Below are 18,462 nucleotides of genomic sequence, written 5' to 3' on the forward strand. Positions count from 1 at the left end.
TCGCGTTCCTTGTTGTTCAGGCTGCGCAGGACTATGCCGCAGCTGCGCGATGTCAGCAATAGTCGACACGATGCCTGCCGTTTGCGGCAGAAATATGACTATAGCGTTGGTTTCGGTCGTTGCCAGGGCATTCGCAAAGAACCGGCGATGATCGCGTTGCCAGCGTTCAACGACCTGCCTGGCGGTTGCTGGCCTGATCCAGGCGCCCTACGAAGGTGGCGGCATTGACCTCACCTACGACACGCAGATCGAGCAATTCGTCACCATTGCCGGCGAACAACTGGATGGCAGGTGGGCCGAACAACTTGTAACGGTCCAGCAGGGCGCGCTGGGCGGCGTTGCTTTCGGTGATATCGAAGCGGATCAGGCGCCAGCCGGCCAGTTTGCTGCCCACTTCGGCATTGCCGAACACCTCGCGCTCGATGACCTTGCAGCTGATGCACCAGTCGGCGTACCAATCCAGCAGCAGCGGCTGGCCGCCTGCTTTGGCCTCGGCCAGTGCGGCGTCCAGTTCGGCGGGGCTGCTCAGGGTTTGCCAGGCACCACTCTTGGCGCTGCTCTGGCTGGCACCGGCCTGCAACTGGCCGAGCGGCTTAAGCGGATCGCTCGCACCTTGCAGGGCACCGACCCAGGCGGCCAGGGCATAGACCAGCAACGCCAGGCCGGCGATCTGGCCGAGCTTTTGTCGATGCGTCTTGGGGCCGAACTCCAGCGCGCCGAGGAATACTGCCACGCCACCCGCCAGCAGGCCCCACAGGGCCAGGCTGAGACTGCCCGGCAGCACGCGCTCGAGCAGCCAGACCGAAACGGCCAGCAGCAGCACGCCGAAGGCATTGCGCACCGTGACCATCCAGGTACCGGTTTTCGGCAGCAGCGCACCACCGCCAACGGCGAACAGCACCAGCGGCGTCCCCATGCCGAGGCCGAGGGCGAGCAGCTTCAGGCCGCCGCCCAGGGCATCGCCACTGGCGCTGATATAAAGCAGGGCACCGGCCAGCGGTGCCGAGACGCAGGGGCTGACCAGCAGGCTGGACAGCACGCCGAGCAGGGCTGCATTCAGATGCGAGCCGCCATGGGTTTTGCCTGCCAGGCGATCCAGCGGTTCACTGATGAAACGTGGCAGGCGCAGCTCGAACAGGCCGAACATGGCCAGCGCGAAGAAGGCGAAGAAGGCGGCGAAAGGCACCAATACCCAAGCCGATTGCAGGCGAGCCTGCAGATTGAGGCCCGCGCCGAACAGCCCCATCAGCGTGCCGAGAATGGCGAAGCAGGCGGCCATCGGCAGGACATAAGCCAGCGACAGAGTCAGGCTGCGCAGGCCGCCCAACTGGCCGCGCAGCACCACGCCGGAGAGGATCGGCAGCATCGGCAGCACGCAGGGGGTGAAGGTCAGCGCCAGACCGCCGAGGAAGAACAGCGCCAGCTCTTTCCAGTTCCAGCCTGTCGCGACCGGCGCCACATCACCGCTGGTGGCGGCAGGCATATCACCGATCTCGATATATTCGGTTTCCGGCGGATAGCACAGGCCCTTGTCGGCGCAACCCTGATAGCCGACCTGCAGGCGCAGCGGGCGGTTATCCGGGTTGTCCAGCGGCACACGGATATCCAGCACGCCGTAGTACACCTCGACATCGCCGAAGAATTCATCGTGCTTGGCCTCGCCTGCTGGCAATTCGGCGTCGCCGAGCACCAGGTCCGCCGGTTCGACGCTGAAATTGAAGCGATGGCGATAGAGGTAGTAGCCCTCGGCCGCGACGAAGCGCAGCGTCACTGCCTGTGCATCGCTGCTCACCAGGCTCAGCTTGAAGGCTTCACGCACCGGCAGGAAATCGCTGCTGTTGTTCAGCGGTGCGCCAATCGGCGAGGCGGCAGGGCGCTGGTCGAACAGGTTGGCGCTGGCGGGCAGGCTCAGGCAGAGCAGAAGCAGGGGAAGCAGCAGTCGACGCAGTGACATCGGGCGAATATCTCGGCGAAAGGTGGCGGCATGATACCGGAAAGCGCTCACCCGTATCGTCGTCGCCGCGCCGGGGCGTCGATTGCCGGAGATGAGCGGAACCTTGGAGAAGGCCGGCCTTGTCGAGTTCCCGTGCAGATCAAGCCTGCGCTGCCGTGTCGCAGGCGCTTAGACGCGAAACGCCTGTACGGCGCTGTGCAACTGGCCACCCAGGTGCAGCAGGCGTTCACTCTCGCTGCGTCCGTTGGCGATCAGGCCGAGGTTGTCGTCGCCCAGTTGGTGGATGCGTTCGCCGTGTTCGCGAATCTCGCTGACCGCATTGCTCTGCTGCGCGGTGGCCTCGGCGATACGCCCGGCCATGCTGGCGATGGTGCGTATGGCGCTGACGATCTCGTCCAGTGCACCATCGGCCGCTTCGGCCTTGCCCGCGGTAGCTTCGGCGTGTTCGACCTGGGCACGCATGGCCTGTACCGACTGATGCGCGGCTTGTTGCAAGCGGCCGATGACATCCTGGATTTCCGCGGTGGCGCTGCCGGTGCGCTGCGACAGTGAGCGCACCTCGTCGGCGACCACGGCGAAACCGCGGCCGGCCTCGCCAGCGCGCGCGGCCTCGATGGCGGCGTTGAGGGCGAGCAGGTTGGTCTGTTCGGCGATGCCGCGAATCACCGTCAGCACGCTGCCGATGGTGGCGGTCTCGTCGGCCAGACGTTCGATGGCCTGGGCGTTGCCCTGTACCTCGGTGACCAGGGCATGCAGCCCTTCCAGGCTCTGGCCGATGACCTGCTGGCCCTGGACCAGGGCGCGGTCGGCGTCGCGGCTGGCGTCGGCGGTCTGGCTGGCATCCTGGGCGACCTGGCCGATGGTCGCTTCCAGCTCGCTCAATGCGTCGCGGATCAGGGCGGTATCGCCGGCCTGGCGTTCGGCTCCGCCATGTAGGCCGCCGCTGAGGTCGGCCAGGGTGCGACTGGAGCCGGCGACATGCTCGGCGTGGCCGCGGATGCTGGCGACCAGCTCCACCAGATAGCGGCGCAGGTGATTGAGCGAATCTTCGATATCGCGCAGCTCGCGGGTGCGGGAATTGATGCTGATCGGCGTCGCGAAATCACCTTTGGCCCATTGCGACAGCGCCGGTACCAGGCGCTCGAGTACCTGTGACAGGCGCCGCTGGATGCGGTCGATGAGCAGGGCGATCAGCAGGATCAGACCGATCATCAGGCCTTGAATCAGCCGCACCTCGCCCTGAATGCGCGCGTATTCGCCTTTTACCAGAGGCTCCAGCGCCGCCAGTGCCTGTTGCACCTGGGTCACGCGTTCGGTGGTGGTTACGGCCAGTTGCTGACGTTGCTCGACCAGCTCGCGGGTGCGCTGCAGTTCGCTGGGGTAGCGGCGTACCAGGGTGCTCAGTTCGCGTTTCAGCTCGACGCCACGATCCTGCGCCTGTTGTTCCTGCTGTGTTTCATCCAGGCCTAGCAGTGCTGCGAAACCGACGCTGGCAGAGCTGTCGGCCTGCTGCACGCCGAGTAGCGGCAACTTATCCAGCGCCTCTGCCTGTTGAGCAAGAGCCTTGAGTTCGCGTTCGACGTCGCCGAGCAGCTCACTACGACCCTGGCTGGTGAAGCGTTCGCGGGCGTGGGCCAGCCTAAGCAGGCGCGAACCGGCTTCCTGCAGTGGTTTGCGGTAGTCACCGGCGGCGGGGCTGCTGGCATCTGCGACGTACTGGGTCAGTTGTTCCAGCGCGGCGAGCATCTCGCGTTCGGCCTGCAACAGCAGCCCCTGCGGATCACCGGCCAGTTTGCCGGCCGCCAGCAGCTGATTGGCGCTGAAGTCGCGCAGTTGCTCAAGGCTTGGACGCAGCTCGGTGGTCAATTGTTGCGGCAGTTGTTCGAGGGCTTCGTCGAAGGCGTCGATGGCCTGGGTCGCGCTGCTGTGTTGCACCGCGTTGCCACCGGCCAGGTAGGCCTGAATGTTGTCGGCCACCTCGCGCTGGAACTGCTGGGACAGCGTCAGGTAGCGCTCCATCAGTTGCACCGGTTGCTGCAACGCGCGCTGCGACCACCAGAGCGTCGCCGCCAGCGCAACGCAGACGGTGACCAGCAGCAGGGTGTTTAGGTTGGTGAGCAGCTTGAGGCGCATGACGGGCTCGATCGACGACTGAACGATGCCCGCGAGCTTATTGCGGTTTGGTTACAGGCTGATGACGCTGTGAGATGCGTCACGTTCTGCGGGGCCGCCAGTACCTATCGGTTTGGCTGAGAGGCTGTCAGCCAGCTGTTCACCTGGCGTATGTCGGTATCGCTGAGTCGCCCACTCCAGCGATACAGGACTAACAAGCTGGTGATGTAGTGGTATTGCGACTGCAGTAGATCCCGTTTGGCGCGAAACTCCATCTCGATGCTGTTCAGGACATCTACGGCGTTCATTACCCCGTAGCTGAAGGCCTGCTCGGTCGCAGTGCGTGAGCGCTCGGCGGAGGCAAGGGCGAACTGCAAGGCTGTCACGCGATTCAGGCTGGCCTCAAGGTTGAGGTAAGCCGTGCGCGTCTCTCGTACTACCTGCCGGCGCAGGGCTTCGCGTTCGTGCTGAGTCGCATCGAGTTCCGCATGCAGTGAGGCAACCCTGGCTTGGGTCGAGCCACCACTGTAAAGGGGGATCTGCACGCCCAGGGATGCAACGTAGGTATCCGAGCGGGGCGTTGCAGTTCCTTCGTAGCCGATATCGCTGCGCTGAGCGCTGAGGTCCAATGCCAGGGTTGGTAGGTGTTCGGCCTTCGCTTCGCCCAGTGCAGCATGCGCCGCGTCCAGTGCCTGCTCCCTCGCCAGCAGGGCCGGATTGCTGCGCAAAGCGGTCTCGACCCAGAATTCCTGGCTTTGTTGCGGTGGGAGGAAGTCTGGCTGCGCGGCGAGCCGTTTCAGTGGCTGTTCCAGAGAGCGTCCGATCAGTTCGGCAATTGCTTCCCGGTCGATTTCGATCTGGTTGGCCGCTTCGATGGCCTGTGCTTTCAGTAGGTCCACGCGGGCCTTAAGCTCGAGCACATCCGTGACTCTGGCCATTTTCTTCGCAAACAGTGCTTCAGTCCGTACGTGGTTGCGTGCTGTTGCGTCCAGTTCCGCTTGAACCAGGCGTAACTCGTCCTCTGCCGCTAATACCGCAAAGTAGCGCTCGGCGAGGTCAATGCTCGCCTGTACGCGAGCTTCCTCGTATTCGAACGTACTCTGTCTGGTGAGGGCAGAGAACTTCTGGTAGCTGCGCCACGCCTGGGGTGCGTAGAGCAACTGGCTCAATCCGAGTGAATAGGCCTGGCCGTTGTAGTGGCTGCGGGCGAGGTCGTCCTCGCGCTGGCTGCGATTGACGCTGGCGCTGCCGCCGAGTTGCGGCAACAGGCGGCCCAGTGCTTCGCGTTGGCGCCCTTCGCTGCTTTTTTCAAGCGCCCCCGCCCTGAGTATCCTGGGGTCCGCGTTACGGGTTTCGATATACAGGTCCCATAGGTCGACGGGCGTGCTGGTGGCCATGGCGATGCTCGTGTGCGTCAGAACACAGAGCCCAAGGACCGATAGCTTGAATATTGAGGTGCGCACGCTTCAGTCCTCGATCAGTGAGCGGGCCAGTGCATCGCCGGCAGGCTGCATCAAGTAGTTGAGTAGCGTGCGTTCGCCCGTGTTGATCAGCACTTCCGCCGGCATGCCTGGCAGCAGGGTTAGCCCCCCGAGGGTCGTCCGGCCCTCTTCGGTCAGCTCGAGACGACCGAGGTAGTAAGGCATACCTGTGTCCGTATCGATCAAGCGATCGGCAGAGATATGTGTCAGTAGTCCTTCGATCACCGGGGTGGTGCTGCTCTTGAAGGCGCTGAAACGAATATCGGCATTGCGGCCTATGGCTACCCTGTCGATGTCAGTTGGCGCTATGCGTGCCTCGACGACGAGCTCCGCTTCAGCAGGCACTATGTCCAGCAATGGCGTGCCGGCGCCGATCACCCCGCCAACCGTGTGCACGCTCAGGCCTATCACCATCCCAGATTCCGGCGCCACGATCCGCGTCCTCTCGAGCCGGCTCTGGATGGCTGCGAGGCGCTCGCGCAGATCCCGCACGCGGGTATGGGTGTCGCCGAGCTGGCTGGCCACTTCGCTGTAAAAGGCCTTGGTCAGTTGCAGAATCTGCAGCCTCGTCTCGCTTATACGCAAACGTGCTTGGGCCATTGCCGATCGATGCTCGGCAATTTCGCTACGAAGGCGTGTCAAGCTGCGTTCTTGATCCCGCAGGCGCTGGATGTCGATGAAGCCTTCTGCGAGCAGTGCGCGCAGATCGGCAATCTCCTCGGCATAGGAACTGGCCAGTTCTTGCTTGCTGGAGACCATGGCTTGGAGGCCTTCGATCTGCGCCTCAAGCTGCACTATGTTTTTTTCAAAAATGCTTACTTCCCCGGACAAACTGCTGCGTCTGGTCTGGAAAATCTGCTCCTCGTTGGCCATCGCTTCCCGGATGCGGGGATCGCCGGGGGCGAAATCGGGCACTGGCAAGGCGCCGTCGTGAGTCTTCTGCTCGGCCTGCAGTCGGGATTCCTGGGCTAATAGCGCGATCAACTGGCTGCGCACCATCTCGAACTCTGCACGGAGCTGGCTGTCGTCTAGCTCCAGAAGAACGTCGCCGACCTGGACCGGGTCGCCATCACGCACATGCAAGGCATGGACGATGCCTCCCTCCAAATGCTGCACGGTCTTGCGATAACTCTTGACCGTAACCACCCCGGGGGCGAGCGCGGCGCCATCCAGTGGTGCCAGAGTGGCCCAGCCGCCGAACAGGCCAAAAGTTACGAAGAGAATGCCATAGCCCAGGCGCCGGATCGGCTTATCGTCGATGGGCAATGGGGGGAGGGTGTGGCTAGGGGTCATGGGACTATTCATGTCGGCTGCTGAGGGTCGGCGAGCCGAGGGCCGCTGATGCCGGGCTCTGGCTTACTCTGCAGCTGTTTGAGCACTTTGTCGCGGGGGCCGCATAGGGGCATTTCGCCGGCGTTCATCACGATCAGGCTGTCGAGCTGCGCCAGCACATTGGGGCGGTGGGTGATGACGAAGAGGGTGCTACCGCGCTGCTTCATGCTTTGCAGTGCCTGAGCAAGCATCTTTTCCCCTGCCTCGTCGAGGTTCGAGTTCGGCTCGTCGAGGATCAGCACCCTGGGATTTCCATATAGTGCCCGGGCCAGCCCGATACGCTGGCGCTGTCCGCCAGAAAGACCGCCGCCATTTGCGCCGATGCGGGTGTCATAGCCTTGCGGTAGTTGCAGGATGAGCTCGTGCACTCCTGCCAGTCGTGCCGCCTCCACGACGGCCTCGGCATCCAGCTCGCCCAGCCGGGCGATGTTGTCACCAATGCTGCCCTCGAACAGCTCGATGTCCTGCGGTAGATAGCCAAGGTGACGGCCCAGTTCCTCGCGGCGCCATTGGCTAACGTCTGCGCCATCCAGGCGAACATGCCCTTCCAGTGCTGGCCAGATACCGAGTAGTGCGCGCGCCAGGGTCGACTTGCCCGAGCCGCTCGGACCTATGATGCCGACCGCGGTGCCCGGTGTGACCTGAAAGTTGATATTCCTGATGACCGGCCGGGAGCTGCCCGGGGCACCAGCGTGAAGGTTTTCTACGGCAATGCTGCCCAGTGGACTGGGAAGCGGCATGGGCTCGGGCTCCTGCGCTACCTTGGCCAGCAGCTCATGCAGGCGCGCGTACTGCGAGCGGGCGCCGATAAAGCCCTTCCAGGCGCCAATCATCTGATCGATGGGGGCTAGGGCCCGACCTAGAAGGATTGAGCCGGCGATCATCAGGCCCGCGCTGATCTCATGGTTGATCGCCAGGTATGCGCCAAGGCCTAGGATCAGCGATTGCACCAATTGGCGGAAGGTTTTCGACAGAGAGCTGATCGCGCCGGCACGATCGCTGGCGCTGCTCTGTAGAAGCAGAACCTTGTGCACCTGCTGTAGCCAGCGCTGGCGGAGGTTGGGCAGCATGCCCATGGCCGCGATGACCTCTGCATTGTTAAGGCTCTTGCCGGTAAGGTCGGTGGCGAGCAACTGTTCGCGATTTGCCTGCTGCAGGGGAGCCTGGGTCAGGCGTTCGTTGAGCATGGCCAGGGCAATCAGCAGCAGTGAGCTGACCAGCCCCAGCCAGCCGAACCAGGGATGGAAGATAAACATCACGGCGAGATAGATTGGCAGCCAGGGTGCGTCGAAGAAGGCGAAAAGACCATTGCCGGTGAGAAACTGGCGCAGGCCATTGAGGTCGCTGAGCGGCTGGGTGGTGGCCTTCACGCCGCCCGAGTCCAGTGCCAGCTTGAAGCCTGCGTCGTGGAGGCGGGCGCCCAGATCGTTTTCCAGGCGGGTACTCACGCGCACCATGATACGTGAGCGCACCCACTCCAAGGCGCCCAGGCTGATCATCAGAAACAGCATGATCAGGGTCAGCATCAGCAGCGTGGCTTCGCTACCACTACCCACTGCGCGGTCGTAGACCTGCAGCATGTAGAAGGAGGGCACCAGCATCAACAGGTTGATGAAGAGGCTGAACAGCGCCACCGCGAAAAAGCTCGTACGACAGGCGAGCAGGGTGCGTTCAAGGTCGGTTTGCGATAACCGCAGCATGGTGGGAGTCCGGAGCGTCGAGGGGGCGGCGAAGAACTTGGTGGCGGGTTGGTCGGCGGCCGGGCAGTTTGCCACCTTTGTCGCGCCGGCTCCATCGGGGATGGAGCCGGCGGTTGGTTAGGTTCTAGACGATGAAGTCATCCACGCTTAGTGCGCTTACACCGACCAGTTTGATGGAAAAGTCAGCGTCGAGGTTGCCACTGCTGTTGCCGTAGAGGATCAGGTCACTGCCGTCATGCGCGGCCCAGAGCTGCTTGGTGCCAGTGATAACGCCATCTTCCTTGAAGCTCCAGCCCTTGAGCGCGCTGAAGTCGAGCTTGTCCACTCCTGCCTCATTGAAACCATGAATCACATCCTGCTTGCCTTCGCCGATGCCGAGATCCTTGAGTGAGGTGAAGCGGAAGGTGTCGTCGCCTGCGCCGCCATGCATGATGTCCGCTCCGGCGCCTCCGATCAGCACGTTTTTTCCGCCCTCACCAGCATAGAGAGTGTCGTCACCGGCACCGCCGCTGAGGATGTTGTCGCCAGCGTTGCCCCGGATCACGTTGTTCAGCGCGTTGCCGGTCAGGTTGAGCCAGAGGTCTTGAGTGTCACTGGCGTCAAGGTTTTCCAGGTTAGCGCCGAGGATCAGGGTGGTGGCTTTGCTGGCGTCCGCCATTTTGTCCAGGACATCCTGGCTGACCCGTAGTTGCAGGGTGTCCTCGCCTTCACCTTTCTTCTCGACGATGCTGTCTTCGAGGGCGACCGTGGCCTTGGTACCTGTGCCCTTGACGATCAGGTCGACGATATAGGTATCGTCGCCCTTGCCGCCGATCATTCTGTCGACACCGCCTTTGCCGTCGAGGACGTTGTTGCCGGAATTGCCGGTGATGACGTTTTTCAGCCCGTTTCCGGTGCCGTCGAGATGGTCGCTGCCCTCGAGAATCAGGTTCTCGACGTGGTCGGTGAGTTCGTAGCTGACATGGGCCTTGACCGTATCGGTGCCTTCCTTGTCTTTTTCCTCCACGATGTCACCGATGTTTCTGACGATATAGGTGTCGTTGCCCTTGCCTCCAATCAGGGTATCGATACCAGCGCCGCCGTCGAGGATATTGTTGCCGTCGTTGCCCCGCAGGATGTTATTGAGTGCGTTGCCCGTGCCGTTTAGGGCAGCCCTGCCAGTCAGGATAAGCTCTTCAAGATTTGCACCGAGAGTGAAGTGAACGGAGGAGATGACCGTGTCCCAGCCTTCGCCGGCGTTTTCGTGCACCTGAGCATCCCTGTGAGTCACATGGTAGGTGTCGTTACCCTTGCCGCCGCGAAGGATGCTGGCGGTCTTGCCGGCATCGAGAACGTTATTGGCATCGTTGCCGATTATCTCGAACAGGCCGCTGCTGGCGATCTGTACGTTTTCCACTTCAAGCAGGTTAACCGCGCTCAGGTCGATCACTGCCGGAGCGGAGTTGCTGCTACCTTTGAAGGTGATACGCAGGGTGTCGTTGCCAGCGTCATGGTAGGTGTTCTCGTGATCCCGGTTGATCCACTCCAATTCGCGGATGTCATCAAGGACATAGAGGTCGTCGCCGTCCCCACCGACCATGATGTCGAGACCCTTGCCGCCGTCAAGCAGATCGTTTCCGGCACCACCATATAGTTGATCGTCGCCAGCCAGGCCGAATAGTTGGTCATCGCCGTCGCCACCATAAAGTTCGTCTGAGCCCGCATTGCCGGTGATCTTGTCATTGCCAGCGCCACCGAAGAGCCAGTTATGACGCTTGTCGGTGCCGGTAATGACGTCGTCGCCGCTCAGCAGGGCCATTAGCAGGTCAACCTGAGAAATAGTCCGGTATGAGAGGTAATCAGCTAGCTCGTCCAAGGTGGTTTGGGCCATGGCGCTAGCCTGATAGGAACCGGAGTTGCTCATGCCGTCGGCATAGAGGCTCTGGCCATTGAACTTGAGGCTGTCCAGCTTGCTGCCGGGCTTGAACGTGCCAGTCAGGGCGTCGTAGGTCAGCCCTAGCTGGCTGCTCAAGGAGAGGCTGTAGGAGTAAGAAGAAGTGGTCTGGGTCGCTCCGCTCTTTTCGGTCAGTTTCTCGTTATGGGTTTTGTTGTAGGTGTTGATGGTGAGCGTCTGCAGGGCACCAGTGGATTGGTAGTTGGCCTGCCCCACGAAATTAATCGTGTCCGAAAAAGTCTGACTGCCGTTTATCGAGGTTTCGCTGTTGGAATAGCTCGCTTTGGCTTTCGTGATGGACAGGCTCTTGTCGCTGCCATAGCCCCGGGCAAGGGCAATGTCTGCGTTGGCGTTGTTCTTGATGGTGGTCTGGGACAATGGCTGCCCGGCGATATTCTTCGTCGCGTAGTTGTCGTTCAGGGAAAGCTTGTTGTAGCTGGATGAGTGATTACTGTCGGTCAGCTTGATCTCACGGGAGCCGTTGACCCAGCCGATATGTTTTTTATTCTCGTCCAGCAGTTTCGTAGTGTCGTAGCGATAGAGCACTTTCGCCGAGAGGTTTGCAGGCGTTCCCACGAATGGGTTGTAGTCGTCAAATCTGGCCCAGGAAACCTTGCGGGTCTCTAACTGATAGGCTTGGAGGGCAAGGGCGCCCGTGATGCCGTCTACATAGCCGTTATTGGCGTTGCCATTGAAGCTGTAGTTCAGGGCATCGATGATGTTGGTAAGCAGTGCGAAATTGTCGTTGGTCTTGATTATTGCCATCTGAGAACATTCTTCCTTGAATTAAATATGTCGGCATGAAGGGCTCCGACGTGGGCCCTGCCTTCGGGCATGCCTGTGTCAGATGTTGGCGCTAGACAAGCAGGGCGAGCCTCAGTACCTGGCAAACAGTCCGCTGTTTTCGATGCTTCACGAATCCAGTGGCGTAACGCTTCGCTATGGCTGCATGGCCGCCGAATGTAGGACCGCGCAGAAGACCGAAGCCGGGTACGGCTAGTTGTGATGCGCCGGATTTTATAATTCTGCTTATGGTGTGAAAAGGTGGGTTAGCGCATTGTGCGATCCCCGTACAGCTCCACCCGGTTACGACCACCGTGCTTGGCCTTGTACAGCGCCTCGTCGGCGCGCTTGGACAGTGCGTTGCCATCCAGGCCCGGTTGCAGCATGGCGATGCCGCAGCTGAAAGTGCAGGACAGGTCCTGCGGCTGGGCCGGGTAGTGGATTTCGGCGAAGCGCTGGCGAATCTCTTCCAGCACCTTGAGCGCTGATTGCTCATCGGTATCGGGCAGCACCACGGCAAATTCCTCGCCGCCGTAACGACCGATGTGGTCGGTCTTGCGCAGGCGCTGCTTGAGGAACAGCGCCAGGCTCTTGATCACGCGGTCGCCCATGGGGTGGCCATAGGTGTCGTTGACCTTCTTGAAGTGGTCGATGTCGAGCATGGCGAAGGCCAGCGGCTGCTCGTCGCGACGGGCGCGAAAGCAGGCGTCTTCGAGCAGCTGCAGGGTATGGGTGTGGTTGTACAGGCCGGTCAGGCTGTCACGCACCATGCGCGCCTTGAGGTTGCGTGCACGGGCCGCGCGGTTGCGCACGGTGGCGATCAGATGGCGTGGCTTGATCGGTTTGGTGAGGAAGTCGTCGCCGCCCTCGCTCATGGCGTCGAGCTGCTTGTCCAGGTCGTCCTCGGCCGACAGATAGATGATCGGTACGCTGACGTAACGGTCGTTGTGGCGGATCACCTTGGCCAGTTCGGTGCCGTTGCAGTCGGGCATGTACATGTCGAGGATGATCAGGTCTGGCTGGAATTCGGCCAGCGCGTCCATCGCCTGAATCGGCTCGGTCAGGGTGTGGGTGAGAATGCCGGCGCTGTTGAGCACGCGCTCGGTATGGGTCGCCTGGGCCTTTGAGTCGTCGACGATCAGCACCTTGTACGGGTCGTACTGCGAGACGTGGGTCAGTACCTCGATACGTTCGAGCAGGCTGGAGGCGTCCAGCGAACCGGTGAAGAACTCCTGCCCACCGGCGCGCACTGCGGCCAGGCGCGTTGGCGTGTCGGTATCGCAGTGGCTGAAGAACAGCAGCGGAATCTTCTGCTCCAGACCCTCTTGCACCGAGTTGGCAAGTTCCAGACCGGCGCCGGCGAAATCGACGTCCATGACGATGGCAGCCGGGTGGCGCTCGCTGATGGCGGCGCGGAAGGCGAGCTCATCACTCAGGGCCTGCGCCGCCAGGCCGAAGAAATCCAGTTGCTGGGCCAGACGCTCGGCGCGCTGGGCATCCTGCAGGGCCAGGTACACCGGTTTGCGCAGTGGTGGCAGGAAGGTCTGTTCGAAGGCATCGCTATGACGCAGACCGGTTCTCGACAAGCGCTGCATGGCCTGATTGAGGCGGGCGATCAACGTGCTGTTGAGGCGACCGCGATTTTCCACCACTTCATCGAGGCTGACGCCAATGCTTTGCGCCAGCTGCGCGTGCTCGATCTGCTCGAAGCGCTCGGCGTAACGCAGCAGGCGCAGGTTGGCCTCGGTCAGCTCAGCCATGCCGGCATCGTTCCATTCGCTGCGTTGCAGGCGCTGCCAGACTTCCAGCACCTGGCGTGCCTGGTGAATCACGCGCTGGGCGAAATGGTGCTTGAGGCGATCTCGACTGGGATCCGGGTGCTCGGTCATGGGCCGACTTCTATAGGTGGTTAAGTCAGTGGTGGCTTGATGCTATCACTTGCTGGAGGCGCTGACATTGCCGTCGATCAATTGGCGTCGGTATTTCTGTCGAATAAGCGACAGAAATGTAGTTTTCCCTTACCAGCGGTAAGTTTGCCCCTCTGCCCTGCGTTTTGCTGTGGGCTTGCCTTATAGTGCGTAGCAGGTCGCAACCCGTTGGTCGGGTTGTGGTCGAACACTCGAATTCGCTTGAAAAGGACACTGCCATGCTGGACTGGAAGAATCGCGCGACGAACTCGCAAGACGGCGCCGCCAAGACCTCAGGGGGCGGTCGCAGTGGCGGCAGCCTGATTGCCCGAGCTCTGGGCGGCCTGATCGGTGTCTATCTGCTGATCGCCTTGGTGGTCGGTTGGTACTGGAGTCAGGAACCGTCTGCCTTCCAGGTCCAGCAGCATGCGCAGAATTCGGCGCAGCAGGCGCAACGGCAGATGGTCACCGGTTACACCTCGGTGGAAACCCTCAAGCAGGTCGCCAGCACGCTGCTCGACAAGCCGGGCGGCTATCTGTCCAACGATCTTGCGCCACCCGGTCTGTGGCTGGACAACATGCCGAGCTGGGAATACGGCGTGCTGGTGCAGGTACGCGATTTCTCGCGTGCGCTGCGCAAGGACTTCGCCCGTTCGCAGTCGCAGTCCACCGAGGACCCGGACCTGGCCAAGGCCGAGCCGCGTTTTCACTTCGACAACAAGAGCTGGGCGTTGCCGGCGTCCGAGTCCGAGTATCGCGAGGGCATCAAGTCGCTGGACCGCTACCTCGCTCGTCTGGCCGACCCGGCGCAGAGAAACGCGCAGTTCTATGCGCGTGCCGACAACCTCAACAACTGGCTGGGTGATGCCGGCACACGTCTTGGCTCGCTGTCCCAGCGGCTGTCCGCCAGCGTGGGTCAGGTGCGCCTGAACGAGAAACTGCAGGTGGGCAGCGATGCCGAAGAGTCCGGGCTGATTGGTGAAGGCGGCGTTTACGAGACGCCCTGGCTGCAGATCGATAACGTGTTCTACGAGGCTCGCGGCCAGGCCTGGGCGCTGGCTCATCTGCTACGCGCCATCGAGGTGGACTTCGCCGACGTGCTGGCGAAAAAGAACGCCACCGTCAGTGTGCGCCAGATCATTCGTGAGCTGGAGGCCGCGCAGGCCACCCTGTGGAGCCCGATGATCCTCAACGGCAGCGGTTACGGTGTTCTGGCCAACCACTCGTTGGTGATGGCCAACTACATCTCCCGCGCCAATGCCGGCATGATCGATCTGCGTCAGTTGCTGAGCCAGGGTTGATGGTCGCCATTTCGGCAGCGGAGGCGGCGCATCGTGCTGCCTCCGACCGCGAGCGGGTGGCCTGGGTTGACGAACACGATCGGCCACTGGGTGGTGTTTCCCGGGCCGAAATGCGCGAGCGCCGGCTGATCGGGCGTGGCACCTACATTCTCCTGTTCAACACGGCCGGTCTGCTGTGTGTGCATCGGCGCACCCTGAGCAAGGCGCTATATCCCGGTTACTGGGACGTGGCGGCCGGCGGCATGGTGCTCGAAGGCGAGGACTACCGCCTCTCCGCTGAGCGTGAATTGGCCGAGGAACTGGGCATCGTCGATGCCGACCTGGTCGAGCATGCGCACTTTCTCTATGACGCTCCGGAAAGTCGCCTGTGGTGCATGGCCTATTCGGCGGTATCCGATGCGCCGCTGGTGTTGCAGCCGGAAGAAGTACTGGAAGCGCGCTTTATCAGCGTCGAGCAGGCGCTGGAAGAAACCCATCGTCTGTCCTATTGCCCCGATTCGCTGGCGGCGCTGGAGCGCTACATAAACAGGCCGCTTGCGGCTAGCTGATGTCCCTCTCTCATTTATGGGAGACGACTGCATGGATGCAGGAGGTAGGGCGACGCAGGATGCCCAAGCCGAGGGGGCCCGAAGGGCGGGAGAGGGTGTTTGTGTCGGCACTTGTATTTCGTCGAGCTTGGCTCGTAGGGTGCGCCTTCACCTCGAACAGGGGGCCTTGGTGCGCACGGCGCACCCAGCGGCGTCGCGGATTTCGAGCGTGCCGTGCGCGATGGCGAACGGCGTCGCCAAAGTGCCGCACAATGACGCAAATTTGGTCTTAGCAAGCCCGGCCTTTGCCGTTACACTGCGCGGCCTTTTCGGCGGACGTCTGTCCGCTTGCGCTGCCCCTGCCTGAGTGGGGCTTCGCGGCTGAACCCGTTCAGCCAGTCGCTATCCTGACCCCTACGAGGACAAGCCGGTGGTCAAGAAAGCCTCTTCATTCTCCGCCCTGAGCGGTCTCGTCTATTCCACCGATGGCGGTCGCCATTGCCCGGATTGCAACCAGGCGGTGGATGCCTGCATCTGCAAACAGACACGCATTCCCGATGGCGACGGTATTGCCCGTGTGCGCCGTGAGACCAAGGGCCGTGGCGGCAAGACCGTCACCACCGTCAGCGGCGTGCCGCTGGCCGAGGAGCCGCTCAAGGAGCTGGCCAGCGCCTTGAAGAAACGCAGCGGCACCGGCGGCGCACTCAAGGACGGGGTGATCGAGATTCAGGGTGATCACGTCGATCTGCTGTTGGCCGAGCTGAGCAAACGCGGGTTTACCGCGAAGAAGTCCGGCGGCTGATAAGCCCTTTTCTAAACTTCGATGACGTTAGTACGGTCAACCGCCGAGCAAACGTCATCTTGCTTTCATAATTTCTAAACTGGCCGCCAGCAAGGTCAGGCTTTTCTCATGGGAGAACCCGATGTCCGCACGACGCACCCGCAAAGACGACGGCAGCCAATGGACCGTAGCCGATAGCCGTAGTGTCTATGGCATTCGCCATTGGGGCGCCGGTTACTTTTCGATCAACGATGCCGGACGTATCGAAGTGCGTCCCAATGGGCCGGACAGCCAGCCCATCGATCTTTATCAGCAGGTCGACGAGCTGCGTCAGAGCGGCCTGTCGCTGCCGCTGCTGGTGCGTTTCCCGGACATTCTGCAAGATCGCGTGCGCCGCCTGACCGGTGCCTTCGACGCCAGTATCGAGCGCCTGGAGTACCAGAGCCGTTACACCGCGCTGTACCCGATCAAGGTCAACCAGCAGGAAGCGGTGATCGAGAACATCATCGCCACGCAGAACGTCTCCATCGGCCTCGAAGCCGGCTCCAAGCCCGAGCTGCTGGCCGTGCTGGCGCTGGCGCCGAAGGGCGGCACCATCGTCTGCAACGGTTACAAGGACCGCGAGTTCATCCGCCTGGCGCTGATGGGGCAGAAGCTCGGCCACAACGTGTTCATCGTCATCGAGAAAGAGTCGGAAGTCGCCCTGGTGATCGAGGAGGCCGCTGACCTCAAGGTCGCGCCGCAGATCGGCCTGCGCGTGCGCCTGTCCTCGCTGGCATCTTCCAAGTGGGCCGACACCGGTGGCGAGAAGTCCAAGTTCGGTCTGTCCGCAGCGCAGATCCTGCAGGTGGTGGAGCGCTTCCGCGCTGCCGGGCTGGATCAGGGCATCCGCCTGCTGCACTTTCACATGGGTTCGCAGATCGCCAACATCGCCGACTACCGCAAGGGCTTCCGCGAGGCCATCCGCTACTACGGCGAGCTTCGCGCCATGGGCCTGCCGGTCGATCATATCGACGTCGGCGGTGGCCTCGGTGTGGACTACGACGGTACCCATTCGCGCAATGCCAGCTCGATCAACTACGACATGCAGGACTACGCCGATGCCGTGGTCGACATGCTCAAGGAGTTCTGCGACCGCCAGGAAATCCCCCATCCGCACATCTTCTCCGAGAGCGGCCGGGCGATGACCGCGCACCATGCCGTGCTGCTGGTGCAGGTCACCGACGTCGAGCGGCACAACGACAAGGTGCCGGAGATCGACGCCAGCGTCGAGCAGCCGGAAGTGTTGCAGGTGCTGATCGAACTACTGGAAGACAGCGACCCGGAAATGGTCGCCGAGACCTACTGGCGCGCCACCCACTACATCGAGGAAGTGGCTGCGCAGTATTCGGCTGGCAAGCTCAGCCTGGCGCAGAAGGCGCTGGCCGAGCAGTGTTACTTCGCCATCTGCCGTCGCCTGCACAACCAGCTCAAGGCGCGTCAGCGCTCGCACCGTGCGGTGCTCGACGAGCTCAACGACAAGCTGGCCGACAAGTACATCTGCAACTTCTCGGTATTCCAGAGCCTGCCGGACACCTGGGCCATCGGCCAGATTCTGCCCATCCTGCCGCTGTCACGCCTGGACGAAGAGCCGCTGCGCCGCGCCGTGCTGCAGGACCTGACCTGCGACTCCGACGGCAAGATCCGTCAGTACGTCGACGAGCAGTCGATCGAGACCAGCCTGCCGGTACACGAGATCCGCGAGGGTGAGGACTATGTGCTGGGCATCTTCCTGGTCGGCGCCTATCAGGAAATCCTTGGCGATATGCACAACCTGTTCGGCGATACCGACTCGGTGAACATCTACCAGGGCGCCGATGGCAGCGTGGTGCATGCCGGCATCGAGACCCACGACACCATCGAGGACATGCTGCGCTACGTGCACCTGTCGCCGGAAGAGCTGATGACCCACTACCGCGACAAGGTGGCCAGCGCCAAGATCAGCGCCCGCGAGCGTACGCAGTTCCTCGATGCCTTGCGCCTGGGACTGACCCGCTCGTCCTACCTGGCGTCGTAAACCGCCTGCGGCAACTCCGGTAGCCCGGATGCAATCCGGGGATGGTGCAACGTCGGACATCGTTCCCGGATTGCATCCGGGCTACGGTGCTGCTCTGTGGGAGGCGCTTCAGCGGCGATGCTTTGCGTCTCTCGGTTCAGCCAATGACGCCATAACCGCGCGCCATCAGCGTCGCCAGCAGCGGTATCACCAGCAACAGCAGCAGTTCGATGCGGATGCTCCAGGTCACCAGGCGTACCTGCCGAGCGCTGGGCGCGGGCACCTGACCTGCCTTCACGGTTTTGCGCCATTTGATGAACACCACCGTGGGCAGGATCGACAGCAGGCCAACCAGGATGAACAGCCCTAACTTCGCATGGAACAGGCTGTTGCCCATGTAATAGGTGGCGCCCTTGCCGAACCACAGCACGCGGGCGACACCGGTGGCCAGCACTAGACCGGCACAGATGCCGTAGACCAGGTCGGTGATCATCAGGCTGCGCGCACGGGACAGATCCAGCGGCGCCTTGAACAGCACGTGTTCGATGCTGAGCAGGGCGAACAGGGCGAAGATCGCCAGAAAATGCAGATAGGCGACGAGTGCGGCGGCCATCGA

At 62.1% G+C, this 18,462-nt stretch carries 12 protein-coding genes; 4 read left to right on the forward strand and 8 right to left on the reverse strand.

The window, feature by feature from the left end; genetic code table 11:
* Positions 1 to 166: 166 nt before the first annotated feature.
* The 7 genes from dsbD to BLS08_RS17255 form a co-directional block, all read right to left on the reverse strand.
* Positions 167 to 1,954, reverse strand: coding sequence for a protein-disulfide reductase DsbD (gene dsbD / locus BLS08_RS17225; protein WP_017678761.1), 1,788 nt, complete (start codon positions 1,952 to 1,954; stop codon positions 167 to 169).
* A 168-nt stretch (positions 1,955 to 2,122) separates the two neighbouring features.
* Entirely contained in the window at positions 2,123 to 4,087 is a 1,965-nt protein-coding gene (locus BLS08_RS17230; protein ID WP_017678762.1) for a methyl-accepting chemotaxis protein, read from the reverse strand.
* A 104-nt stretch (positions 4,088 to 4,191) separates the two neighbouring features.
* A complete protein-coding gene (locus BLS08_RS17235) occupies positions 4,192 to 5,463 on the reverse strand; it encodes a TolC family outer membrane protein (RefSeq protein WP_017678763.1) in 1,272 nt (423 codons plus the stop codon).
* A gap of 69 nt (positions 5,464 to 5,532) precedes the next feature.
* Positions 5,533 to 6,840, reverse strand: a complete 1,308-nt coding sequence (locus BLS08_RS17240) for an HlyD family type I secretion periplasmic adaptor subunit (protein ID WP_026088755.1) — start codon at positions 6,838 to 6,840, stop codon at positions 5,533 to 5,535.
* 8 nt (positions 6,841 to 6,848) lie between these two features.
* A complete protein-coding gene (locus tag BLS08_RS17245; protein WP_017678765.1) occupies positions 6,849 to 8,579 on the reverse strand; it encodes a type I secretion system permease/ATPase in 1,731 nt (576 codons plus the stop codon).
* A 124-nt stretch (positions 8,580 to 8,703) separates the two neighbouring features.
* The gene (locus tag BLS08_RS17250; protein ID WP_017678766.1) at positions 8,704 to 11,277 is read right to left on the reverse strand and encodes a calcium-binding protein; all 2,574 of its coding nucleotides are present in this window, start codon (positions 11,275 to 11,277) and stop codon (positions 8,704 to 8,706) included.
* A 284-nt stretch (positions 11,278 to 11,561) separates the two neighbouring features.
* The gene (locus BLS08_RS17255; RefSeq protein WP_017678767.1) at positions 11,562 to 13,184 is read right to left on the reverse strand and encodes a response regulator; all 1,623 of its coding nucleotides are present in this window, start codon (positions 13,182 to 13,184) and stop codon (positions 11,562 to 11,564) included.
* 257 nt (positions 13,185 to 13,441) lie between these two features.
* Between BLS08_RS17255 and BLS08_RS17260 the strand changes: the two genes are divergently transcribed.
* The 4 genes from BLS08_RS17260 (at position 13,442) to speA (ending at position 17,867) form a co-directional block, all read left to right on the forward strand.
* A complete protein-coding gene (locus BLS08_RS17260; RefSeq protein ID WP_017678768.1) occupies positions 13,442 to 14,503 on the forward strand; it encodes a DUF2333 family protein in 1,062 nt (353 codons plus the stop codon).
* Complete coding sequence (locus tag BLS08_RS17265) at positions 14,503 to 15,051, forward strand: NUDIX hydrolase (protein ID WP_017678769.1); 549 nt, start codon at positions 14,503 to 14,505, stop codon at positions 15,049 to 15,051. The genes BLS08_RS17260 and BLS08_RS17265 overlap by 1 nt, the downstream gene beginning before the upstream one ends.
* 409 nt (positions 15,052 to 15,460) lie before the next feature.
* Entirely contained in the window at positions 15,461 to 15,832 is a 372-nt protein-coding gene (locus tag BLS08_RS17270) for a translation initiation factor Sui1 (protein ID WP_017678770.1), read from the forward strand.
* Between the two features lie 121 nt (positions 15,833 to 15,953).
* Positions 15,954 to 17,867, forward strand: a complete 1,914-nt coding sequence (gene speA / locus BLS08_RS17275; RefSeq protein ID WP_017678771.1) for an arginine decarboxylase — start codon at positions 15,954 to 15,956, stop codon at positions 17,865 to 17,867.
* Positions 17,868 to 18,003: 136 nt separating this feature from the next.
* On the opposite strand, the gene BLS08_RS17280 is transcribed toward speA, so the two are convergent.
* Entirely contained in the window at positions 18,004 to 18,459 is a 456-nt protein-coding gene (locus tag BLS08_RS17280) for a DUF2214 family protein (RefSeq protein ID WP_017678772.1), read from the reverse strand.
* Positions 18,460 to 18,462 lie beyond the last annotated feature (3 nt).

Source organism: Ectopseudomonas chengduensis, assembly GCF_900102635.1.
GTDB classification, from domain to species: domain Bacteria; phylum Pseudomonadota; class Gammaproteobacteria; order Pseudomonadales; family Pseudomonadaceae; genus Aquipseudomonas; species Aquipseudomonas chengduensis.